Origin of the sequence: Priestia sp. HNGD-A6 (assembly GCF_045784335.1) — a bacterium.
GTDB lineage: Bacteria > Bacillota > Bacilli > Bacillales > Bacillaceae_H > Priestia > Priestia zanthoxyli.
Map to the genome: position 1 here is coordinate 2,110,470 of NZ_CP138621.1, position 23,653 is coordinate 2,134,122.

Below are 23,653 nucleotides of genomic sequence, written 5' to 3' on the forward strand. Positions count from 1 at the left end.
CTTTATTTCATTATACCCAGCAATGGGAAAACAAGTAAAGCCATTCAATTTAGAATGGCTTCTTTATTTTTTTACTATTTAAGGCTTGCGCATGTATATCCAGTGGCGGTCATCGTTTGCCGTCTCTGGAAAACGCTCTCCTGCTTTTAATTTAACCTTTTGAGGATTATTTACGTTGCTTCCTGTTTCACCAATTTCAATATACACTCCGTTATTAGGAGCTTTTTGACCCGGTGTGAAATGACGATTTTGTCCCATTGTCCTGCCTCCTCATTCCTGAAATGAAATGTTCTCCTATACTATTCCCTTAAGATTTCCGTTTCATAATGGAGATGTTTTCATATTAGGAACAGAACAGAAAAGAGCAGACCTTTAGATCTGCCCTTTTGTATCAATGAGTAAATTTAATAGCTTGTTCAATTTCAGTTTCTCCGGCTAACATTTCAAACGTTTTTCCTATCGTAGCTTCTTCGTTTAGGCATTCTACAAGCACGGTTGCTACATCTGCTCGAGGAATCGTCTGAGATTTATCTTCAATATCATTATTGATATCAATTTTTCCAGTAGCTGAATCATTCGATAAAGTTCCTGGTCGTACAATTGTATATTGCAGATTAGACTGCTTTAAGTATTCATCCGCTATCGCTTTAGCACGCAGGTAAAGTTGTAAGCCTTCTGGTCCTTGTTCAGGTGCATCTGTTCCCATTGAACTTAACATAACAAAGCGCTTCACACCTTGATTTTTTGCTTCATCAATGATATTTTTAGCACCGTTTTGATCCACAGCGATTGTTTTTTCGTCTCCCGTATGTCCTCCAGAACCTGCTGCAAATATGACAGCATCCATACCTCTTAAAGCATCTGAAACATCTTGCTCCAAGTCACCAAGTACAACGTTAGCGCCCAGCTTTTTTAAAGCGTCTGCTTGTTTTTCGTCGCGAATCATCGCATAAGCTTCATGCTGCTTGCTGTTTGCGACTTTTTCTACCACTTGTTTTCCCGTTGTTCCGTTTGCTCCAACAACTAATACTTTCATCATAAATCACCTTTCGTTCTGTTTAGTATACAACTGGTGTTCCCACAATTAATTCCCTTTAAACAAAAAAACCTTTCTGATATTCTCAGAAAGGTTTTTTTCTTAGCCTAAAATTGCTTGAAGCAAGGCCTTTTGTACATGCATACGATTTCCAGCCTGCTGGAAAACAACCGAATTTGGTCCGTCAATAATGCTTGCTGTCACTTCTTCTTCACGATGCGCAGGCAAGCAGTGGAGAAATAAATAGTCTGACTTCGCATGGGCAGCTAGCTCTTCATTTACTTGATAAGGAGCAAATATTTTCAAGCGCTGCTGTGCTTCTTCTTCCTGTCCCATACTTGTCCACACGTCTGCATAAATAGCATCGGCATTTTTTACAGCCTCTACAGGATCTTTTGTAATCGTAACCTTCGCACCCGTTTTAGCAGCTACTTCATTAACATAAGCTGTTACAAAGTCTTTTGGCTCATATCCGTCAGGGCATCCAATTGAAATATCTATTCCCATTTTTGCACATGCAATCATTAAGGAATGCGCTACATTATTTCCGTCTCCAACATAAGCTACTTTTAGCCCATCAAATGATTTCTTGTGCTCGTAAATCGTTAATAAATCAGCTAGAGCCTGACAAGGATGATAATCATCTGTCAAACCATTAATAACGGGAATGGATGCGTAATCTGCAAGCTCTTCGATCTTGCTATGTTCAAACGTACGAATCATGATAGCATCGATGAATTCAGATAGTACGCGTGCTGTATCAGCAATCGTTTCTCCGCGTCCAATTTGTAAATCCTGGCTGCTTAAAAAGAGGGCGTTTCCTCCAAGCTGCATCATTCCCGCTTCAAATGAGACTCTTGTTCTTGTTGAAGATTTTTCAAAAATGAGCCCCAGCGTTTTTCCTTTTAACGATGTGACGATTTCACCATTTTTATGCTTTTCTTTCAGCTCAATGGCGCTTTCTAAAAGTGACATAATATCGTCTGATGATAAATCTTTAAGCGTAAGCAAATCTTTTCCCTTTAAATTCGTATTTACCGATACTGTACTCATGATACTGTCACTTCCTTTTTAGTTTTTTGAAACCATTCTTGCAGTGATGAAACGTGATATTCATCGACTTGGAACGATTGGAAAAATAGCGAAGCCGTTTCTACCTCCGTCATAACCATTAAACCGTGTTTTAATGCTGACATACGGCTTTCTTTATCTTCAGGCTGTAAACTTACATATAATAAAGCTTCTTTCGTTTTTACCCATTCACTAACTTCTTTATCTTTAACAAGAGTTAATCCCGCGCTTTGCGCAAGTTCTTCAAGACCCTGCGCTTCTCCGTTAATATACACTTCTGCAGCACCTTTTTTACTTAACACATACTGATGGAATACTTTTTTTGCTGCTTCTTCAATCGTTGAAGAAATCGCAATTCCTTCACCAGTTGACTTCATTTCTGGTCCAACAAGCGGATCAACTCCTGATAATTTACTTGTCGAAAATACTGGAAACTTAATAGTTGTATAAGCCGGATCCGGCAATAAGCCTAGCTTCTCGCTAATTTCCGACAATGATTTCCCAAGCAATATTTGAGTTGATAGCGAAACAAGCGGCGTGTTGCACACTTTGCTTACTACAGGCACTGTACGGCTGGCACGCGGATTAACTTCCAGCATGTAGACTTCATCGTTGTAAATAACATATTGGATATTCATAATCCCTTTATATTGAAGTTTGTTTACAATTTTTTGAGCGTAGCTCACCATTTTTTCTTTATGTGCTGCTTCTACTGTTTTTGCTGGTAAAAGCGCATAGCTGTCTCCTGAATGAACGCCGGCTTTTTCAATATGTTCAACGATTGTCGGAATCAACACATCTTTTCCGTCTGCTACAACATCAATTTCTGCTTCTTTTCCAGGGAAGTAAGCATCAATAAGCATTGGGAAATGAGACGCTTTAATAGCTGGTAAACAAGCCTGCAGCTCCGTTTCATTTTGAATTGTCAGCATTCCTTTTCCGCCAATGACGTAAGAAGGACGAATAAGTAATGGGAATCCCATAGCTTTTGCTTTTTGTACAAGTTCTTTCGCGTCTTTCGCCATTTCACCTGGAATATGAGGAATATCACAGTCGTCTAAGAGCTTATAAAACAGGTCGCGATCTTCAAGTGCATCAATAACATCATTTGTAATCCCTAGTAAATTGACGCCAGCTTCTTCTAGCCCTTTAACAAGCGAAATAGCCGTTTGACCTCCGTATTGAACAATTACATCCGTCACATTTTCAGCATCAAGAACGTTTAGCACATCTTCTACTGTTACAGGTTCAAAATATAAGCGGTCTGCTACTTCAAAATCCGTACTTACCGTTTCTGGATTGTTGTTAATTAAAATTGTTTCGTATCCTTCTTTTTCAAGAGCTAACACACCGTGTACAGAGCTGTAGTCGAATTCTACTCCTTGGCCGATACGAATCGGTCCAGAACCGATAATCGCAACTTTTTTATTCGTTGATGGTTCAATCTCACTCTCGCCATAATAACTAGAGTAGAAATAAGCCGTAGAGGATTCGAACTCCGCTGCACATGTATCTACCATTTTGTAGCTTGGCGTAATATGTAGTGCTTTACGTTTCGCTCTTACGTCAAGCTCTGGCACGTTCCATACGCTTGCTAGATACGCATCTGTAAAACCATGCTCCTTCACTTGCTTGAAGTGTTCAGCTGTAATGGAATCAAAACGTACTTCCTTCAAAGAGGCTTCCATTTTAATCAGCTGCGTAAAGTGTGTTAAATAGAAATAATCAATTTGCGTTACTTCATGGATATACTCAGGCGTTGTACCGCGACGTAAAAGCTCAAGGATAACAAAAATACGCTCATCGCTTTGTTCGCCAAGCTTGCTTTTTAATTCATCCGTTGAAAGTTCTTGCAGTTCTTCTACTTCCAATCCTTGTAAATCAATTTCTAAAGAAGACAGTGCCTTTTGGAAGCTACGTGTAAAGTTACGGTCAATAGCCATTACTTCTCCAGTTGCTTTCATTTGCGTGCCAAGCGTTCTCTCCGCGTAGAAAAACTTGTCAAACGGCCATCTTGGAAATTTCACTACTACATAGTCAAGAGCTGGTTCGAAGCTTGCATATGTGTCTCCTGTTACAGGATTTAATAACTCATGAAGCGTGTAGCCTACTGATAGTTTTGCAGCAATTTTAGCAATCGGATAGCCCGTTGCTTTTGATGCAAGAGCAGACGAACGGCTCACACGCGGATTTACTTCAATTAAATAGTACTGCTTGCTTTTTGGATCAAGCGCAAACTGAATGTTGCAACCTCCAATAATGCCAAGCGATGAAATAATTTTAACTGAAGCCGAACGAAGCATTTGATATTCCACGTCGGTTAACGTTTGAGAAGGAGCAACAACTACCGAATCTCCAGTATGAACACCCACGGGATCAATATTTTCCATGTTACAAATTGTAATGCACGTATTGTTCACGTCACGCATAACCTCGTACTCAACCTCTTTAAATCCAGCGATGCTTTTTTCAATTAAGCATTGAGTAATAGCACTTTCACGTAAACCTGACGCTGAAAGTTTTTCAAGTTCTTCCATAGAATGAGCAATTCCTCCGCCCGTTCCGCCTAACGTATAAGCAGGACGTACAATAACAGGAAAACCAATTTTCTCGGCAAAAGCTAATGCTTCTTCTACTTTTGTGACAACTTCACTTTCCGGCACCGGTTCATTTAGTTCATTCATTAATGCACGGAACTCTTCACGGCTTTCACCTTTTTTGATTGATTCAATCGGTGTTCCTAAAAGTTTCACATCGTATTTTGGCAAAATATTTTGTTCATGAAGCTCAAGGGCTAAGTTTAAACCCGTCTGTCCGCCTAATGTAGCTAACAAACCATCCGGCTTTTCTTTTGCAATAATTTTCTCTACGCAGTCTACTGTTAATGGTTCAAAATAGATTCGATCTGCTACGTGAGTGTCCGTCATAATCGTAGCTGGATTATTATTGATTAAGATAACTTCATAACCTTCTTCTTTTAATGACAAGCATGCCTGAGTTCCTGAATAATCAAATTCTGCTGCTTGCCCAATTACGATTGGTCCTGATCCGATTACTAAAATCTTTTTTAATGTTTGGTCTTTAGGCATATACTTTTCCGCTCCCTACTTGCTGTACTTTCGTCATAAATTCATCAAAGATATACGTGCTGTCACTTGGTCCAGGATGTGCTTCTGGATGATATTGAACCGAAATAACAGGAAGGTCTTTATGCATTAAACCTTCAACCGATCCGTCATTCACATTTTTAAATCGAACGCTTAATGGCGTAGACGTAATCGTCTGTTCATCTACGACATAGCTATGGTTTTGAGACGTCATACACACTTTGTTAGTCGTTAAATCAATTACAGGCTGATTAGCTCCTCGGTGACCGAACGCCAGCTTTTTGGTTTCTGCCCCAAAAGCAAGCCCAATTAACTGATGTCCAAAGCAAATTCCCAAAGTTGGATACGCTGAAATAATTTCTTTTAATTCATCCAGCTGACTGCTTACTTGAGTTGGATCTCCAGGTCCGTTTGATAAGACAATGCCATCCGGCTGCAGCTCTTTTACTTTTGAAGAGCTTGTAGAATAAGGAACAACCGTTACTTTGCACTCTCGATTTAGCAGCTCTTGTAAAATTGATTTTTTATAGCCAAAGTCCATTAATACAACGTGTTTTTCACCGTTTCCGTAAGTAACAGGCTCTTTTGTTGACACTTCTTTTACTACATATCCATCGCATTCAGCAGTAAATGCTGGCGGCTCAGCAGATGCCGAAAAGGCAGATTGCATCGTACCTTCTTTTCGAATTCGTTTTACGACCGCTCTCGTATCCACATGTGTAATAAGCGGAATGTTCCATTTCTTTAAATATTGTTTGAAGCTGTACATCGCTTCGTAATGGAACCCTTCATCTGAACATTCGTATACGACAACGCCTGCTACGTGAGGCTTTTTGCTTTCATAATCTTTCTCATTGATACCATAGTTCCCAATCAAAGGGTACGTAAAGACGATAATTTGATCTTTGTAAGATGGATCAGTCACAACTTCTTGATAACCAGTCATTCCAGTAAAGAAAACAATTTCTCCTTCTGCCTGGTGCGTTGCTGTATGTTCAATGTGTCCGACGAACGAATCGCCGTTTGCTAAGTGTAAATATCCGTTCATTGTGCATCCCTCTTCGAATAATTATTTATAAAACAGAATTTTTATACAAAAATATTCAAAAAAATTTGTATTATGAAGTAATTTTTGTTTGGCTAAATGCTTCTTCAATGATATGAATCGCTTGGTCTAACTCTTCTTTTGTTACAGTTAAAGGTGGCAGCAATCGTACTACATGCGGTCCTGCTCCCAGTGCTAGCAATCCTTTTTCACGCATTGCTGCAAGCAATGCCGACTGATGTTCTCCGCATTCAATTCCAATCATAAAACCTTTTCCGCGAACATCTTTTACAAATGAATAATCTGCTACGCTATTTTTCAAAGCGTTGGTAAAATAAAAGCTTTTTTCTGCAACCTCTGCTAAAAATGCTTCGTTAAAAATAATGTTTAAAGTTGCTTTGGCTGAAGCTAATGCAATTGGATTTCCTCCAAAGGTTGTTCCGTGAGTACCAGGTCCAAACGCTTCTTTGAGATAGCCTTTTCCAATCATCGCACCAACCGGCATTCCGCTTCCTAACCCTTTAGCTGCTGTAATAATATCTGGTGACACATTAAAATGCTGATAGGCAAATGGTTTTCCTGTTCTGCCGATTCCAGTTTGCACTTCATCGACTATAAACAGTGCTTCGTGCTTTTTACACAGCTCTTGAATAGTTAATAAAAATGCTTCGGTTCCTGGAACAACTCCGCCTTCTCCTTGAATGACTTCAACCATAATTGCTGCTACGCTGTCGTCCATTTCCTGTTTTAATGCTTCTTCATCATTGTATGGCACGTAAACAAACTCATTAACAAGAGGACCGAAGCCATCATGAATTTTTGCCTGCCCTGTAGCTGTCATGGTAGCAAATGTACGTCCATGAAATGATTTTGTAAAGGTAATAATTTTATGTTTTTGCGTGTACTTGCGCGCTAATTTAATCGCCGCTTCGTTGGCTTCTGCACCGCTGTTACAGAAGAATACTGCATCACCGTTTGAATGTTCCACAAGCTTACCTGCTACATCTTCTTGAATCGATTGATGAAATAAATTTGACACGTGCCACACTTTATTTAACTGCTCTTCGATCGCTTTTTGAACATCAGGATGACGATGGCCTACGTTACAGACAGCGATACCTGAAATAAAATCTAAATACTCATTTCCTTTGTTATCTATTAATTTTGTTCCTTGCGCCTCTTCCACATGGATATCAAACCGTTGATATGTTGGAAACAATGAACTCATCGCTATTTTCTCCACCTTTTCCACTATATTTAATTGCTGTACCAATCAGCTTTCCTTCCTTATCTAAAAATCCATCAGTTCCGCTAATAATATGAATTTCTTCAAGTAAAGGAGATAACGCATTTACCGCTGATGTCACTTTTGGAATCATTCCGCCGTAAATTACTTTTTCTTCAATAAGTGCATCAATCTCTGGCTTTGTAAGCTCAGGAAGCAATGCTCCATCCTTTAATACACCTTTTACATCCGTCACAAACATCAGCTTTTCAGCATTTACTGCTTGTGCAACGGCTCCGGCTGCCACGTCAGCATTAATATTATAGCTATTACCTTCTTCATCGGCTCCAATGGAAGAAATAACCGGAATGTACTGACTGTCAGTTAGTTGTTTTAATAATGTATCGTTTACGCCTTTTACTTCTCCAACGTAACCTAGACGTTCAACATCGATAGCCTCTGCTTTAAGCAAAGATCCATCAATTCCTGATAGTCCTACTGCTTTTAAGTTCGCTTTTTGTAGTTCTTTTACAAGATGCTTATTAACTTTGCCTGCTAATACCATCGTCACAACTTCTAATGCTTCTTTGGACGTTTTTCGAAGCCCATCTACAAATTCCGTTTCAATGTGAAGCTTGGTAAGCGTATCTTGAATATCAGGCCCGCCTCCGTGCACAACAATGATCTGATATCCACTCGCTTTTAACTGCTGAATACTTTCAAAAAAAGCGCTTGTTAACTGATTGATAATGCTGCCTCCGCATTTTACAACGACGATTTTTTCACTGCTCATTTCACTCTCTCCTTACGTTCGATAACTGGCGTTGATTTTCACATAATCGTAAGTCAAATCGCAGCCCCACGCCTTGCCAATTCCATTTCCCTGCTGCAAGTCAACATAGACTTCAACCGTATCATTTTCTAAATAAGCTTTTGCTTCTTCTTCACTAAATGAAACAGGCTGGCTGTTTTTTAGCATTTGGATATCACCTAACGAAACGTTCACTGCTTCTGGATTAAGCGCTACGCCGCTGTAGCCAACTGAACAAATAATTCGTCCCCAATTGGCATCGGCTCCATACATGGCCGTTTTCACTAAGTTCGAGCCTACAATTTGTTTAGCAATCACATTTGCCTCTTCGTTTGTATGAGCACCAGATACGTTTACTTCAATTAGTTTTGTTGCTCCTTCACCGTCGCGTGCAATTTGTTTGGCTAAATCTTCACACGTCAAGCGCAGTGCTTCATAAAATGACGTCCATTCAGGATGATCTGGTGTAAGCGACTGGTGATCAGCTTTTCCATTTGCTAAAACAACAACCATATCATTCGTAGACGTATCACCGTCTACTGTAATTTGATTAAAGCTTTTATTTGTAATAGAACCCAGCGCATCTTGTAGTACTGAAGCTTCAACCTTAGCATCCGTTGTGATAAAGCTAAGCATCGTAGCCATATTCGGGTGAATCATACCTGATCCTTTCGCTGTGCCGCCAATCGTAACCGTTTTGCCGTCAATGGCTGTTTGATAGCAAGCTGACTTCATTACGGTATCTGTTGTTAAAATAGCCGTTTGAAATTCTTCTGCTTTTTCTTTGTTCGACGAAGGACTTAATAACCCAATTCCCTTCACGATTTTTTCCATATCTAGAAGCTCTCCAATTACCCCTGTAGAAGCTACCGCTACATGATGAGGTAGAATATTAAGCTTTTCTGCACATGTATTTCGCATTTGGTATGCATCTTTTAATCCTTGTTCTCCAGTACATGCATTTGCACATGCGCTGTTCACAACGATCGCTTGCAGCTTCTGCTCTACTGCTACACTTTCTTTTGTAACAGCTAAAGGCGCTGCTTGGAAAGCATTAAGCGTGTAAACAGCTGCGCAATTAGCTGGCACATCACTTACAATAACTCCTAAATCTTTTTTAGCATAACGTAAACCAGCGTGAACGCCATCTGCTGAAAAACCTAGCGGCGTTACAATTGTACCGTTCTCTATTTTCTTTATCTTTTCTTTCGTTTGTTTAACCGTAATCACTATACGTTCCCTCCTGCTTTTATCGTGATTAGTGATGCTGTGCTTTTATGGGAAGACAGGCAGTAGTCCAATACCCGTTTGCTGTTCAAATCCCATCATGATATTGGCATTTTGAATGGCCTGACCGGCTGCCCCTTTAACTAAGTTATCAATGACAGAAACAATCGTGACACGCTTTGTTCGTTCGTCAAATGCAATACCAATATCGCAATAATTTGATGCACTTACTTCTTTAGTAGACGGAAATTCACCAGCTTTTCGAACGCGAACGAACGGGGAGTTTTGATATGTATCTACATATAGCTGATGAAGCTCTTGTACTGAGCTCTCTTCAGAAAGTTCAGCGTATATCGTACTCATAATCCCTCGCGTCATTGGAACTAAGTGCGTACTGAACGTAACATGGCCAATTTCCTCATCCCACTTTTCTAAAATAGATTCAATTTCTGGGATATGCTGATGCTGATTAACTTTGTATATTTTCATATTTTCATTGATTTCAGCATAATGAACCATTTGCGAAAGACCACGTCCTGCTCCTGAAATTCCGGACTTTGCATCAATGATAATAGAGTTTGATTTCACCATTTGTTTACTAACGAGAGGAGCTAGCCCAAGCAGTGTAGCTGTTGGATAACAACCCGGGTTCGCAACGAACGTACTGCTTTCAACTTCTTCTGCAAACCATTCCGCTAACCCATACACGGACTGTTGTAAAAACGCTTCGGCTGCAGCAGGCTTTTTGTACCACTTTTCATAAAGAGCTTCTGTTTTTAATCTAAAATCTCCAGATAGATCTACCACTTTTATTCCTTCTTCTATTAATTGAGGTACAAGTTTGCTAGAAACACCGGACGGAGTTGCTGTAAACACTAAGTCTAATTCTTTGGCCATGTTCTTAGGGTTTATATCTTGCAGTGTATATACAGTATTAGAAAGGTGAGGATAAACTTCTGCTAGTTCCATCCCATCCTGAGAGGATGAATAAACTGCATAAACATGAAAATGCGGGTGATTCGCTAACAAACGAATTAGTTCTACTCCTCCATACCCTGTTGCTCCAACAATTCCTACCTTGTATTCTTTCATTTTAAAACTCCTTTTTCCACGTATCTATTTGAATTATTTATCATTATAATACCGTATAAAAATAAAATCAAATGAATATTTAAAAAAACCAACACTTTATTCTATATTTTTAAACATTTTTATTTATTCATAAGTTTTTATTTTTATAACTATCTTTCTATTTTTGTTTAGAAATTGTTCACAGATAGTTTTGGAAAACACTGGTTGTTTTTGTGTATAATAAGAGTATCGATAAAAATCATCCGTATGACATTTCTTCATACGGCTAGTGGACGTACAGGATATACAGACTGTTCTAACTTAATAGATTAATAAGTAACAGTCGCAAAAATTTTGAGTAAAAGGTGATAACATGATGAACATCACAACGGATTCTTTTTCAAATGAGCTGCAGCAATTTTTTATGGACTTTGATCATAAAATTTCGTTTAAAAAAGGTGACTTTCTCTTTCAAGAAGGTTCACCTTCAACTCATTTATTTTTTATTACTTCTGGAGCTGTACAAGTAAGTAAAGTGACGCCGGAAGGACGCGAACTGACGCTTCAGCTGGCAAGTTCAGGAGACTTAATCGGGGAAGTTATGTTGTTTTGCGGATCTACTCCCCATATGCTTCAAGCAAAAGCCATTGAACCTTGTACAGCGATCAGCATTCAAAAACGGGTGTTAGAAAACGAACTAGCACAATACCCTGCTCTTTCCATGGAGTACATGAAGTGGATGGGACTTCAAATTAAGCGAATGCAGACAAAGTTTAGAGACTTAATTCTAAATGGAAAAAAAGGGGCTCTCTATTCTACTCTGATTCGCATGTCCAATAGTTTTGGGATAATGAAGCCAAATGGTATTTTATTAAACGTAACGTTGACAAATCAAGAGATCGCTAATCTATGCGGGACATCCCGAGAAGTGGTCAATCGTATGCTCGCTGAGTTGCGAAAAAATGAAGTAATCTCAATGACAGATGGAAAAATTATCATTCATAAGCTCTCTTTTTTAAAGAAAGAAATAGACTGTGAAGACTGCCCTGTGGAATTGTGCAGAATTGAATAAGAAAAAAAGCCATCGTTGATGGCTTTTTTTCTTATTGAACACCTAATGCAATTTTAGCGTAGCGCGTCATGCGATCTTTATCCCATGGCGGGTTAAATGTGATATTCACTTCTACATTTTCTACTTCTTCAAGAGAAATTAATTGTTTTTTCACTTGTTCGCCAATCACACCCGCTAGCGGGCAGCCAATAGAAGTTAACGTCATCGTCACGATAACCGTGTTGTTTTCTTCCATTTCCACCCCGTAAACTAAGCCTAAATTTACGATATCAACGCCAAGCTCTGGATCAATTACTTCTTCTAGTGATTCCATGATTTTATCTTCTAACTGTTTATCCATATTCATTCTCCTTTCTTTTACTTCCGTAATTATCTTCACGTATTAAATATACCCTTAAACAATTTATCGTAAGCAATCAATAACTATGTCTTACACCGTAACAAGACAACTTTTGCATGTCAATCGTTCTGCTTTGCTCATAAGGAAAAGTTGTGTAAAATATGGGAATACAAGCATGAATACTAGTAGAATTCAATATAATCGTATAACTACTTCAATTTAAAAGGAGCCCTATATGAGAAACGATCAACACTTAATCGCCTTAGATCTGGATGGAACATTGTTAACGAATGAAAAAACCATTTCACCTAAAACAAAACGGGTGTTAGAAAAAGCCAAACAAGACGGACATATTGTAATGATTGCAACTGGAAGACCTTATCGTTCCAGTGCTATGTATTACAGCGAATTAGATTTATCCACGCCTATCGTAAACTTTAACGGAGCGCTTGTCCATCATCCCCTTCAGCCTGATTTTGGCACGCATCACGAACCTTTAAATCGCCGAACTGTTCATGACATTGTGACAGCTATGCAAGACTATCGCATCAACAATATCATGGCAGAAGTACAAGATGATGTGTATCTTCATTTTGAAGATCGAAAATTAATGGATGTACTCAGCCTAGGGGATCCTAAATTACAAACGGGTGATTTGCGTCATACGCTGCAGCACGATCCAACGTCTATTTTAATTCACGCAGATGAAGAACATGTACAAGATATACGCTCTCACCTTTCAGATGTTCATGCAGAAGTACTAGAACATAGACGCTGGGGAGCACCTTGGCATGTCGTTGAAATTGTAAAAAAAGGACTTAATAAAGCTGTAGGTCTTGAGCGCGTAGCTAATCATTATCAAATTCCTCGCGAACGAATTATTGCATTTGGAGATGAAGACAATGATTTTGAAATGATTAAATTTGCAGGACACGGTATCGCCATGGAAAATGGTATTAGCGAATTAAAGCAACTAGCGCGTGAAGTAACAAAATCGAATGAAAATGATGGTATTGCTTATTATTTGGAAAAAACGTTAAATTTATAACTTAGCTTTTTTTGAAAAGCAAGGTAAATTTTTATCGCTATCATTTTTTTTATTTAGCACACACTATAACCGACACTTCTTAAGGTGTCGGTTTTATTTATATTACGAGGAGGAATTTATGATGGGCAGAGGCAATCGATCAAAACGTTTTGTGAAACAAGGTGCAGACGCAGTTCAAAAACATGATGAACGAATTCCTTATCATATGACTATGGCGGAGGCAGAAGTATTTCAAGCTCACCAGCGCCAAACTCCTCATGGAGGACAGTAACTTATGAAAAATTCACTTTTTGGTCAAGTAAAAGATGCGATTCGAAACGCAGTATCCGGTCATTCAGAAGATCAGCTTCATCGTCAAAAGCACGGCAACGGTGAACTTGATATTTCAGAAGGCGTATTAAATAGTATTGCTTCTAACGCTTCTCCTGAGGAGCAAGAGCAGCTGAAGCAATTCCAAAACTCATTGCATCAAGCGTATGATACAGATGGAGAATCACATTCAAAAGAGAAAAGCGCAGACATTACGTCCGATACGCTGTCTCATATCGTTCAGAATGCTTCTTCCGAAGAGAAGGCACAGCTTGAACAGCTTCAAAGCACTTTAGAAGGCGGTCAGTCTCACGCTCATGGTGAAGCTCACACGTCCAGTGAAAGCGTGGCAGCTGATATATTGTCTCATGCACAGCAAAATGCTTCTCCTGAAGAAAAGAGCCAGCTTGAACAGCTTCAAAGCACTTTAGAAGGCGGTCAGTCTCACGCTCACGGTGAAGCTCACACGTCTAGTGAAAACGTGGCAGCTGATATGCTGTCTCATGCACAGCAAAGCGCTTCTCCTGAAGAACAAGCTCAGCTTCAACAGCTTCAGAATACATTGGGAGCTGCTGGTCAAAATCATCAAACGTCTCAGGCTCATACGTCTGCAGCTTCTGATGAAAACATTGCAGCTGATATGCTGTCTCATGCGCAGCAAAATGCTTCTCCTGAAGAACAAGCTCAGCTTCAAGAACTTTCTAATGACTTAAAAGGCACACATTAATAAAAAAGAGTCCAGGTAATGAATACCTGGACTCTTTTTAATCTTTGCGAAACAAACCAAAGATTCCCGTTGTTTGAACTATATTAGTAAATGCCTTAGGATCCACCTCTTTAATTACTCGTTCCAAGTCAAATAATTCATACCTAGTTAAAACAATCATTAGCATTTCTTTATCTTCGTTTGTGAAGCCTCCTTTAGCCGGTACCGCCGTAATCCCTCGCACGAGTTTGGCATGAATCGCCTTTCTTAGCTCCACTCCTTTTTTCGTTACGATCATCGCCGTGAGTTTGACATGACGCGTATGAATAACATCAATGACGCGAGTGGTCGTATAAAGCGTCACAAGAGTATAAAGTGACTTCTCAGCACCATATAAAAGACCTGCTAGCACGATAATAATTGCATTTAATATGAACATATAAGTGCCAATTGGTCGGTCTTTTACTCGGGACAAAATCAGGGCAATGATATCGAGCCCACCAGTTGAAGCTCCAAATTTTAAAGTAATTCCTACCCCTACCGCTAAAATAACGCCTCCAAAAACTGCATTAAGGATGATGTCCTTAGAAAGTGCTTGAATAGGAATAATTCCAAGAAACAAAGTTGTTGCAGCAACGCTGATAAAACTGTAAACAGTAAATGACTTCCCCACTTTTTTCCACCCTAAAATAGTTACAGGAATATTTAACAACAACAGCAGCACTCCAGTGGAAATAGTAAAAGGAGTGTAATCTGTCACGATACTCGAAACAAGCTGTGCTACTCCCGTAAAGCCGCTCGAATATACATTAGCAGGTATCAAAAACAAGTTGAGCGCAAGCGCATTCAATAATGCTCCTACTAAGACGACTATCGCTTTTTTTGTTTCAAGCCACATATTCAAATGACCGACCTCCGCTTTTTAAAACTTCTTACTTCCTTATACCCATTTATAAAATGAATAAAGTCAGCATCTTTAAAATAGTTAGTACATATAGTATGTACGATTTGGCAGAATTAAAAAAACTTATTCAAAAATTGTATTTTCCTCCAAGTGCTTATACACTAATACTATGTCGTATATAACGCTTTTCAATGTTTATAAATGCAATTAGGAAGGTGACATTTATGTCAATTAAACTTTTAACCGATAGTGCAAGCGATTTGCCTTTATCCTTTTTTCAAGAAAATAACGTTGGCTTTTTACCGCTTCGCGTAAGCTTGGATAATCAAGAATTTTTAGATCTACAAACGATTGAACCAGCTTCTGTCTACGAAGCCATCCGTAAAGGCAAGATGCCGAAAACGTCTCAAGCGGCTCCAACTACTATGTATGAAGTCTTTGAGAACATAGCTAAATCAGGTGATTCGTGCATTTATTTAGCTTTTTCTTCGGAATTGTCCGGTACATATCAAACAGCAATGATGATTCGAGAAGAACTCCTAGAAAAGTATCCCGATTTCCAATTAGAAATAATCGATACGAAATGTGCATCTCTTGGCCAGGGAGTAGTTACTTATTATGCAGCACAATTATTACACCAAAACCTCTCGCTAGTAGAAATGACAGAAAAAATAAAGCAATACGCTCTGCATATGGAGCATATTTTTACGGTTGATGACTTGGATTTTCTTGCTCAAGGAGGCCGCGTGAGCAAAGCTTCTGCTTTTGTAGGAGGTCTGCTTAATATTAAGCCGCTGCTTCATGTGGAAGATGGAAAATTGATTCCAATCGAAAAAATCCGCGGCCGTAAAAAAGTATTTAAACGCATGCTTGACGTGATGGAAGAGCGAGGAAAAAATCTCTCTTCTCAAACCATTGGAATTAGCCATGGAGATGATTTAGAAACAGCTCTTCAGCTGAAAGAGATGATCCAAGAACGTTTTGGCACCAAACATTTTATTATTAATATTATTGGTGCAGCCATAGGTTCTCATTCTGGCCCAGGGACGATTGCAGTCTTCTTTTTGAACGAAACCATCGAATAATTTAAAGAGGTCAGGGCATTCTAAAGGTACGATCAAAAAGGGGTGTATCACAATGCCAAAAACGAGCGATAACGATAAAAAAGCAAAAGATAATAACGCAAAGCTTCACGAAAAGAATCTGCAAGCTAAGCACAACCGTGAGCTTGGAAAACATTCATTTTCTAAAAAAACTGATCACTTATAAAAAGAAGCCGCTGAATTTTCAGCGGCTTCTCCTTTTAGTTTTCTTCTTTTTTAAAATATGTCCATCCTTCTTCTTGATAAACTTTTCCTTCTTTCATCAATTTACCAAGCGCACGTTTGAACGCAGCTTTACTCATATTAAAGCGCTCACGAATATCTTCTGGATAGCTTTTATCCCAAAATGGCATAACGCCACCGCGGCTTTCCATGTAATCGTATAGTACTTGTGCATCTTCATCCATGCTTTCTTGTTTGCGCGGAAGAAGCGATACGTTTAGCGTTCCATCTTCTTTTACATTAATGACGCGGCCAGTTACATGCGTACCAAGCTTCGGTTCTTTACGTCTCTCGCTTTCGTGAATAAATCCAACATATCCTTCATCTGTCATAATAAATGAACCTACGCGCAGGACACGGTAGATATATCCGCTCACTTCACGATTAAAAAGTTCAGGTGGAGCATCTAAGGCCATTGCTTTCATCACATCGTCTGTAGCAATTTTCCCGTACATTTTACCGCGCTTTGAAATCTTCATCGTACAGTAAACTTTGTTTCCAACTTCTGGCCACAGCTCTTCTAGCGCAGGTAAATCTGTTGAACCAATTAACATATCTTTGTTCATGCCGATATTTACAAACACGCCTAAACCCGGATTAACATCTACGACTTCAACCCACTCATAGACACCTTCTTCAACAAGAGGTAAGTGCATCGTTGCCGTTAAGCGGTCGTGCTGATCAAGGTATAGAAAAACTTCTACTTCTTCTCCTTCAGCAAGTTCTCTTGTTGTTTCATTTTTATGTAGCAAAATTTCTTCTTCACCTTCTGCTAACATATAACCAATCGGCGTTTCCCGGTTTACTGTTAAATACGCTTTCATCCCAGCTTCTACATTCATCGTTCTATCCATCCTTTATATAAATTAGTAGTGATTGTTTCTTCACCACATACCTTCTCACTTTGCATCAAACAGCATTTCAAATTTCAAATCAACTAAAATGCATGCATTGTTTAAAAAAGCTGCTTCTATAGCTTACAACAAAAAGCATAACTTGTATTGTATCAATTACCGGCTCTCTATTCAATATCAGTTGTATACAGTTTGTGTTTTATTTATAATAAAAGAACAAACTCTTTACATATGGAGGTTATTATGGCTAAAGATAGTTCATTTGACGTTGTGTCACAAGTTGATTTATCAGAGGTAACAAACGGCATTACCATGGCAACAAAGGAAATTAAAACCCGCTATGATTTTAAAGGCAGTAAAAGCGAAATCTCGCTCGAAAACGAAGAGCTTGTTCTTATTTCTGATGATGAATTTAAGCTTGAACAGTTAAAAGACGTACTGATTTCTAAGCTCATCAAACGCGGCGTACCTACACGCAATATCTCCTACGGTAAAATCGAAAATGCTTCTGGAGGAACGGTTAGACAGCGCGCTAAGTTAATTCAAGGTATCGACAAAGACAACGCTAAAAAGCTAAATACAATTATTAAAAATACCGGTTTAAAAGTAAAAAGCCAAATTCAAGATGATCAGCTTCGCGTAAGCGGTAAAAATCGTGATGACCTGCAGCAAATTATTTCAGCTATTCGCAGCGCTGATTTACCTATTGACGTACAATTTATTAATTACCGCTAAAAATGGATGCCCCCGGCATTCATTTTTTCTTTTAAAGCCTTTTTTATCCGTTTAGGCTTATCCCTATGCATAGATACACTCTCTTAACAAATACTAGTATACGCTTACATACTCATATTAATTAAGGAGTGTATACTAATGAATCAAAATCAAAAACAAAACTTCCCTCCTCAGCATCAGCAAACTCAGCCAGGTATTGAGAAAGATATGCATCCAGTCCCTACCTCTATCGCTCCAGACTATAAGGCAAGCGGAAAATTACAGAATAAAGTAGCCGTTATCACCGGAGGAGACAGCGGAATTGGACGTTCTGTCGCTTATCATTACGCGAAAGAAGGCGCAAATGTTGTCGTAACCTATCTGAATGAACATGATGATGCAAATGAAACTAAAAAACAAGTTGAACGAATGGGGGCTTCTTGTTTGTTGCTTGCTGGTGACATAGGAGATGAGCATTTTTGTCAAGAAGTCGTCTCAAAGGCCATTCAGACTTTCGGAAAAATAGACATTTTAGTCAATAATGCAGCTGAACAGCATCCTCAAAAAAGCATTACGGATATCACCACTGAACAGCTTACCCGTACGTTTCAAACGAATATTTTTTCAATTTTTCATTTAACCAAAGCTGCATTGCCTCATTTAAAACAAGGAAGCGCGATTATTAACACAACTTCTGTGACAGCTTATCATGGGCATGACCAATTAATTGATTACTCTTCAACCAAGGGTGCTATCGTGGCTTTCACACGTTCTTTGTCAGCTTCACTCGCAACAAAAGGCATTCGCGTAAACGGCGTAGCTCCAGGACCTATTTGGACACCTCTTATTCCGTCTACGTTCGACGAACAGCAAGTTGCAACATTTGGGTCTAACACACCTATGAAACGAGCAGGACAGCCTTCTGAGCTCGGAGCGGCCTATGTATATTTGGCAAGCTCTGATTCTTCTTATATGTCCGGGCAAGTCCTTCACATTAATGGAGGATCCATTGTAAACGGATAACATTTCTCTTCGGTCATTCATTTATTTTTCTATGGAAACACTATCAGAATTCAGCTATTTTTGTTTAAATAGAGATATGAACACCGCTAAAGGAGAGTATTTGAATGACCGATACATTAAGCACTCTTAAACATATATATGAAACCATTTTAAATAAAGTCGATGCCGGTATCCATGCGGTCGACGAAACAGGAAAAACCATTATTTACAATGAAAAGATGACAAAGATGGAGCTGATGGATGAACAAGACGTTTTACATAAAAACTTGTTAGATGTATTTATGTTCAAAGAAAATCAGCAAAGCACGCTTGTACAGGCGCTGCAAAAAGGAAAAGAAACGGTTAACGTCAAGCAAACGTACTTCAACAATCAAGGACAAGAAATCACGACGATTAATAATACCTTCCCTATTTTAAAAAACGGGGCCATTCAAGGAGCGGTTGAAATTGCTCAAGACGTGACGAAACTAGAGCGTCTAATCCGGCAAAACATTAGGCAAAAAGGAAACACACGCTTTACGTTTGATAGCATCATCGGAAGCAGTCAAGCCGTTCACGATGTTATTGAAGACGCTAAGCGCGCCACTAGAACTCCTTCTTATGTCTTAATTATTGGAGAAACAGGCACGGGGAAAGAACTGTTTGCCCAAAGCATACATAATGGCAGCAGCCGCTCTTCCGCTCCTTTTATTTCACAAAACTGCGCTGCGCTACCGGATAATTTAATTGAAAGCCTTTTGTTCGGTACGAAACGCGGAGCTTTTACAGGTGCAATGGATAATCCTGGTCTTTTCGAACAAGCGCAAGGAGGCACATTACTGCTAGATGAAATCAACTCGTTGAATCCAAATCTGCAGGCTAAGCTTCTTCGAGTACTGCAAGAAAAAACCGTACGAAGAATTGGGGATACAGTAGACAAACCGGTGAACGTTCGAGTCATCGCGAACATGAATGAAGACCCAATCGATGCGATTGCAGAAAATCGATTACGTAAAGACTTATATTATCGACTTGGCGTCGTGACGCTTTTTATTCCTCCTCTTCGTGAACGAAAAGAAGATATTATTGAATTAACAAAGTTTTTCATCAAAAAATACAATGATTTGTTTCAGATGAATGTAAAAACCGTAGATCACCAAGTCATGTCTTCTTTTCTCTCTTATGACTGGCCAGGAAACGTACGGGAATTAGAACACATTATTGAAGGTGCAATGAACTTGGTGATGGATGAAGATGTTATTCACTATTCTCACCTTCCTTTTCAATACAGAACAAAGTTCCAGCTAAAGCAGCATGAACATTTTGAAGATAAAACAAGCGGTGAAGCACCCTCTTATCCAAGCGCTTTTCACCCTCCTCTTCCTTTAAAGGAACAGCTGTTAGCGTTTGAAGCAGAATGTATTAAACAAACGCTTGAACAACACAACCACAACATCTCAAAAAGCGCTAAGATACTAGGGCTGACTAGACAAAGCTTGCAGTATCGTATGAAACGATTAAGCATCCGATCTAAATAAAAAAGAAGTGCACTGTGCACTTCTTTTTTATTTTGCTTTATAAACCGGTGAATCCGATTGTTTTTGATTAATATTTTTCTTGATTCCTATGTGATAATACACGTAGAGTACAACAATTAAAGGAACCCCGCAGTAAAGACCAATTCGTTGATCTGGGATAAAAATTAAGCTGATTAATACAAGTCCATACAAACAAAAACCTAGAATAGGCACAAACGGATAAAGCGGCGTTTTAAATTTAAGCTCCTTTACGTCTCCTCCTTCCGCTAAAAAACGACGGCGGAACATAAATTGAGAGGCACAAATGGACATCCAAACAATAATGGTCACCATTCCTGAAATCGAAATAAACCAAAGATATACGGTTTCGGCAGCCACGACGCTTGTAATCAGCGAGCACCCTGAAATAATCATCGTTACAATTAATGCGTTAATTGGAACACCTTTTGAAGACAACTTCTTCAAAGGTTTTGGTCCCATATTATTGTTTGACAGTGACCAAAGCATACGAGAAGCAGCGTAGACCCCGGAGTTCGCCACGGATAACACAGCTGTTAAAATGACAAAGTTCATGATATCCGCTGCATATGGAATGCCAATTTGATCTAATACAGCCACAAACGGACTTTCAATAACTCCCGCTGTTTTATATGGAAGAATAGAGACTAACACAAACATAGCTAACACAAAGAAAAACAGCGTTCTCCAAATGACGTTTCGAATGGATCTCGGCAACGTTTTCTCAGGGCTTTCACTTTCTCCTGCTGCAATGCCGACAAGCTCCGTTCCTTGAAACGAAAAGTTAACCGTTACTAAAGTTAATAGAACTGCCAGTATCCCATTTGGAAAAAGACCTGCGCCTTGGGTAAAATGCGAAAGAAACGGTGCGGATTCTCCTCCTTTAAAGTCGATAAAACCAAAAACAGCAGCTCCTCCAATTAAAATAAATAGAATGATAGCGGTAACTTTAATGCTCGAAAACCAAAATTCAGTTTCAGCATAGCTTCGAGCGGAAAGAGCGTTAATTAAAAACGTAATGACGCCAAAAATTAAGCACCATGACCATACAGGTACATCAGGAAACCACCTTTGCATTAAAATTCCTGCTGACGTAAATTCAAGCCCTGTCGTATTTGCCCAGCTAAACCAGTATAGCCATCCAATCATAAAGCCAGTAGAAGGTCCTAAAAATCTTGTAGCGTATTCTTGAAAGGAACCTGAAACCGGCATGGCTACGGCTAGCTCTCCTAAACAAAGCATAACTAAGTACATGAGAAAGCCGCCTATTATATAAGCAAGAATGGCTCCTCCAGGGCCTGCCTGGCTAATAGTAAAACCCGAACCTAAAAATAGTCCTGTCCCAATCACGCCTCCTAACGCAATCATAAATAAATGTCTGCTTTTCATTGTTCTCTGTAATTGGTTTTGTTCTGTATGTCTATTCATCGGTACCTCCATTCTTCATTTTCTTATATGGTGTTTGTACAAGCATGACCACTTTTTAATATATGAAGAGTTGTTTCTTGAATCAGCTTAGGAAGGACGCCGAACGAATAAGGCTTGTACACTCGCTCTGTCCACTTATGGCCGTCTTTTCCATATACCCCCATATTAATGGACGGAATATTTAACTCTCGAATTTCACGGAAAGGAATCGCACCTGCAATACCCCACCCCGGAAAGTTACGTGTAAAAGCATCAATTTCCTCATCTGTCTCGTGAAGAGATAAAAAACTGCCATCCGCTAGATAGGGGAAGAATTTTTTAAATTGAAACGTCTCTCCCGTCTGGTTTCCAACCTTCTCCACCGCCGCTTGTAAGGTATAAAGAAGCTGCTGATCTCTGCTTTCGTCTTTCTTCAAGTGATTATGAGGCAAGTAAGGCGGTGCAAAAAAGACAATTACACGCGGACTTTGATGCGGATCTAGCTTTTGAAGTTCTTCGATTACTTTAAAGCATCTTGTTCTAAGTTCTAAATGCGCATACTGTTCGAAAGCTCGTTCAATACAACCATGAGTATTTATTCCTTTTTGATCTAATTCTTCCAGGTAATCTTCCAAACTCACAACATCCACTTTCCAAGACAAGTTTCGCTTTGGTAAATTCGTTCTTCGAACAAAAAGTTCGTAATAATCAGAAAGTTTTTTCTCTACTTTTTCACATGCTTCGATTGATAATCCAATTAATTGACTCATCACTTCTTTTGCCGTTCGTTCATAGATGAAATAGTTAAAATACAAATGACTGCTTACAGCGGTTTGCACATTATAAGCCTCTTTATTATCTCGTTGATACAGACAGGAAGGTGGCAGTACCAGCTCTCCTTCAATATTTTCAGCTAGATTAATATTGTTATGGATGCTTCCCGTAATCTCAGATGCAATCAAATTAGGATCTATACCAGCAAGCGTATCTCCTACGTGTACCTCCCTTCCGTAAATATAAAAACATGGAAGCAGTTTCCCAGCAGCTCCTGTATAAATATAGCGCGTGGAATCTCCATCGTAAAGAGGTGTAATAAAGTCGGTATTAATCGCTGCTACATATGAAAGATTTTTCTCTTTTTTCAAACGGTTCAGTTCAGAAACAGCAGAAATAATTCCAGCATGCTGACTTTCCTCATCTGGGTTGACCATAAAAAGGACGTTTCCTTCTAATTGATTTGGATGCTTAGTAAAATGCAGCACATTGGCTAAGTGTACAGCAATTCCACTCTGCATATCAACGCTTCCTCTTCCGAACATCCATTCACCTGATTGAGCATCTCGCTGTACATCTTCATTAATGTTATGCATAGAGAAATAGCGCTGAAGCGCTTCTGGATCTAACGCTATATCTTTTAATGAACCAAAATCTTCAATGCCAACCGTATCTAAGTGAGCGTGATAAATAATTGTTTGAGCATTTTTTTTGCTGCCTTGAATAAAAGCAAATACATTTTTTCTGCCTAGCGTATCGCCATTAATTTTCTGTTCCCAGACGTGAAGCGGATTGTCTTTGAAATAAGGAAAACTTTGAAGCGTATTTTTAATAAAATCAGCAATCTTTACTTCGCCGCTTGTCCCATTGATACTTTTGATTTTCACTAACGCTTGTGTTAAACATTCAACTTGCTCTTCAATGCTTAGCCGTGAGAGTTGGGTATACACTTCTATTCCTCCTGCCTATCAAATAAAAACTTCATTTAGCTGCATATGAATAAAAGTAGTACGATATATACATATCGTACTACTTTTATTTATTTTAAA

At 39.0% G+C, this 23,653-nt stretch carries 23 protein-coding genes; 9 read left to right on the forward strand and 14 right to left on the reverse strand.

The window, feature by feature from the left end:
- Positions 1-78: 78 nt before the first annotated feature.
- The 9 genes from SCI76_RS10595 to argC form a co-directional block, all read right to left on the reverse strand.
- Positions 79-258: a YjzC family protein gene (locus SCI76_RS10595; RefSeq protein ID WP_407545185.1), complete on the reverse strand. Its 180-nt coding sequence runs from the start codon at positions 256-258 to the stop codon at positions 79-81.
- Between the two features lie 133 nt (positions 259-391).
- Positions 392-1,036: an SDR family oxidoreductase gene (locus SCI76_RS10600; protein ID WP_028412382.1), complete on the reverse strand. Its 645-nt coding sequence runs from the start codon at positions 1,034-1,036 to the stop codon at positions 392-394.
- 102 nt (positions 1,037-1,138) lie between these two features.
- The gene (argF, locus tag SCI76_RS10605) at positions 1,139-2,089 is read right to left on the reverse strand and encodes an ornithine carbamoyltransferase (RefSeq protein ID WP_028412383.1); all 951 of its coding nucleotides are present in this window, start codon (positions 2,087-2,089) and stop codon (positions 1,139-1,141) included.
- The gene (locus SCI76_RS10610; protein WP_063248144.1) at positions 2,086-5,196 is read right to left on the reverse strand and encodes a carbamoyl phosphate synthase large subunit; all 3,111 of its coding nucleotides are present in this window, start codon (positions 5,194-5,196) and stop codon (positions 2,086-2,088) included. Before SCI76_RS10610 ends, argF begins: the two co-directional genes overlap by 4 nt.
- The gene (locus SCI76_RS10615; protein WP_048021960.1) at positions 5,189-6,262 is read right to left on the reverse strand and encodes a carbamoyl phosphate synthase small subunit; all 1,074 of its coding nucleotides are present in this window, start codon (positions 6,260-6,262) and stop codon (positions 5,189-5,191) included. The genes SCI76_RS10610 and SCI76_RS10615 overlap by 8 nt, the downstream gene beginning before the upstream one ends.
- A 70-nt stretch (positions 6,263-6,332) precedes the next feature.
- Positions 6,333-7,487 carry an acetylornithine transaminase gene (locus SCI76_RS10620; protein WP_048021958.1) on the reverse strand — a complete coding sequence of 385 codons (1,155 nt, stop codon included), beginning with the start codon at positions 7,485-7,487 and terminating at the stop codon, positions 6,333-6,335.
- Entirely contained in the window at positions 7,453-8,277 is an 825-nt protein-coding gene (gene argB / locus SCI76_RS10625) for an acetylglutamate kinase (protein ID WP_048021956.1), read from the reverse strand. The genes SCI76_RS10620 and argB overlap by 35 nt, the downstream gene beginning before the upstream one ends.
- A gap of 12 nt (positions 8,278-8,289) precedes the next feature.
- Positions 8,290-9,525, reverse strand: coding sequence for a bifunctional ornithine acetyltransferase/N-acetylglutamate synthase (gene argJ / locus SCI76_RS10630; protein ID WP_033578034.1), 1,236 nt, complete (start codon positions 9,523-9,525; stop codon positions 8,290-8,292).
- Positions 9,526-9,570: 45 nt separating this feature from the next.
- Positions 9,571-10,614 carry an N-acetyl-gamma-glutamyl-phosphate reductase gene (argC, locus tag SCI76_RS10635; RefSeq protein ID WP_048021955.1) on the reverse strand — a complete coding sequence of 348 codons (1,044 nt, stop codon included), beginning with the start codon at positions 10,612-10,614 and terminating at the stop codon, positions 9,571-9,573.
- 352 nt (positions 10,615-10,966) lie between these two features.
- Between argC and SCI76_RS10640 the strand changes: the two genes are divergently transcribed.
- Positions 10,967-11,665, forward strand: coding sequence for a Crp/Fnr family transcriptional regulator (locus SCI76_RS10640; protein ID WP_028412390.1), 699 nt, complete (start codon positions 10,967-10,969; stop codon positions 11,663-11,665).
- A 31-nt stretch (positions 11,666-11,696) separates the two neighbouring features.
- On the opposite strand, the gene SCI76_RS10645 is transcribed toward SCI76_RS10640, so the two are convergent.
- The gene (locus SCI76_RS10645; RefSeq protein ID WP_013055384.1) at positions 11,697-12,005 is read right to left on the reverse strand and encodes a metal-sulfur cluster assembly factor; all 309 of its coding nucleotides are present in this window, start codon (positions 12,003-12,005) and stop codon (positions 11,697-11,699) included.
- 235 nt (positions 12,006-12,240) lie between these two features.
- On the opposite strand from SCI76_RS10645, the gene SCI76_RS10650 reads away from it, so the two are divergent.
- The 3 genes from SCI76_RS10650 to SCI76_RS10660 all read left to right on the forward strand — a co-directional run bounded on the left by SCI76_RS10650 (position 12,241) and on the right by SCI76_RS10660 (position 14,089).
- Complete coding sequence (locus SCI76_RS10650; protein ID WP_028412391.1) at positions 12,241-13,053, forward strand: Cof-type HAD-IIB family hydrolase; 813 nt, start codon at positions 12,241-12,243, stop codon at positions 13,051-13,053.
- 121 nt (positions 13,054-13,174) lie between these two features.
- Positions 13,175-13,324, forward strand: a complete 150-nt coding sequence (locus SCI76_RS10655; protein WP_168760347.1) for a hypothetical protein — start codon at positions 13,175-13,177, stop codon at positions 13,322-13,324.
- Between the two features lie 3 nt (positions 13,325-13,327).
- Positions 13,328-14,089, forward strand: coding sequence for a DUF3813 family protein (locus SCI76_RS10660; protein WP_028412392.1), 762 nt, complete (start codon positions 13,328-13,330; stop codon positions 14,087-14,089).
- 37 nt (positions 14,090-14,126) lie between these two features.
- On the opposite strand, the gene SCI76_RS10665 is transcribed toward SCI76_RS10660, so the two are convergent.
- On the reverse strand, positions 14,127-14,966 hold the full coding sequence (locus SCI76_RS10665) for a YitT family protein (RefSeq protein WP_025749916.1): 840 nt from the start codon (positions 14,964-14,966) through the stop codon (positions 14,127-14,129).
- Positions 14,967-15,196: 230 nt separating this feature from the next.
- On the opposite strand from SCI76_RS10665, the gene SCI76_RS10670 reads away from it, so the two are divergent.
- The gene (locus SCI76_RS10670) at positions 15,197-16,057 is read left to right on the forward strand and encodes a DegV family protein (RefSeq protein ID WP_028412393.1); all 861 of its coding nucleotides are present in this window, start codon (positions 15,197-15,199) and stop codon (positions 16,055-16,057) included.
- A 52-nt stretch (positions 16,058-16,109) separates the two neighbouring features.
- Positions 16,110-16,241, forward strand: coding sequence for a DUF3941 domain-containing protein (locus SCI76_RS10675; protein WP_013055378.1), 132 nt, complete (start codon positions 16,110-16,112; stop codon positions 16,239-16,241).
- 34 nt (positions 16,242-16,275) lie between these two features.
- On the opposite strand, the gene SCI76_RS10680 is transcribed toward SCI76_RS10675, so the two are convergent.
- On the reverse strand, positions 16,276-17,139 hold the full coding sequence (locus SCI76_RS10680; protein WP_028412394.1) for a S1 RNA-binding domain-containing protein: 864 nt from the start codon (positions 17,137-17,139) through the stop codon (positions 16,276-16,278).
- Positions 17,140-17,394: 255 nt separating this feature from the next.
- Between SCI76_RS10680 and SCI76_RS10685 the strand changes: the two genes are divergently transcribed.
- The 3 genes from SCI76_RS10685 to SCI76_RS10695 all read left to right on the forward strand — a co-directional run bounded on the left by SCI76_RS10685 (position 17,395) and on the right by SCI76_RS10695 (position 20,405).
- Entirely contained in the window at positions 17,395-17,886 is a 492-nt protein-coding gene (locus SCI76_RS10685; protein ID WP_014461618.1) for a YajQ family cyclic di-GMP-binding protein, read from the forward strand.
- Between the two features lie 138 nt (positions 17,887-18,024).
- The gene (locus SCI76_RS10690) at positions 18,025-18,888 is read left to right on the forward strand and encodes an SDR family oxidoreductase (protein WP_028412395.1); all 864 of its coding nucleotides are present in this window, start codon (positions 18,025-18,027) and stop codon (positions 18,886-18,888) included.
- Between the two features lie 104 nt (positions 18,889-18,992).
- Positions 18,993-20,405, forward strand: coding sequence for a sigma-54-dependent Fis family transcriptional regulator (locus SCI76_RS10695; RefSeq protein ID WP_034267719.1), 1,413 nt, complete (start codon positions 18,993-18,995; stop codon positions 20,403-20,405).
- Between the two features lie 27 nt (positions 20,406-20,432).
- Here SCI76_RS10695 and SCI76_RS10700 read toward each other — a convergent pair whose 3' ends face one another.
- Positions 20,433-21,851, reverse strand: coding sequence for an amino acid permease (locus SCI76_RS10700; RefSeq protein WP_028412397.1), 1,419 nt, complete (start codon positions 21,849-21,851; stop codon positions 20,433-20,435).
- 23 nt (positions 21,852-21,874) lie between these two features.
- A complete protein-coding gene (locus SCI76_RS10705; RefSeq protein WP_310884189.1) occupies positions 21,875-23,554 on the reverse strand; it encodes a M20/M25/M40 family metallo-hydrolase in 1,680 nt (559 codons plus the stop codon).
- Between the last annotated feature and the right edge of the window lie 99 nt (positions 23,555-23,653).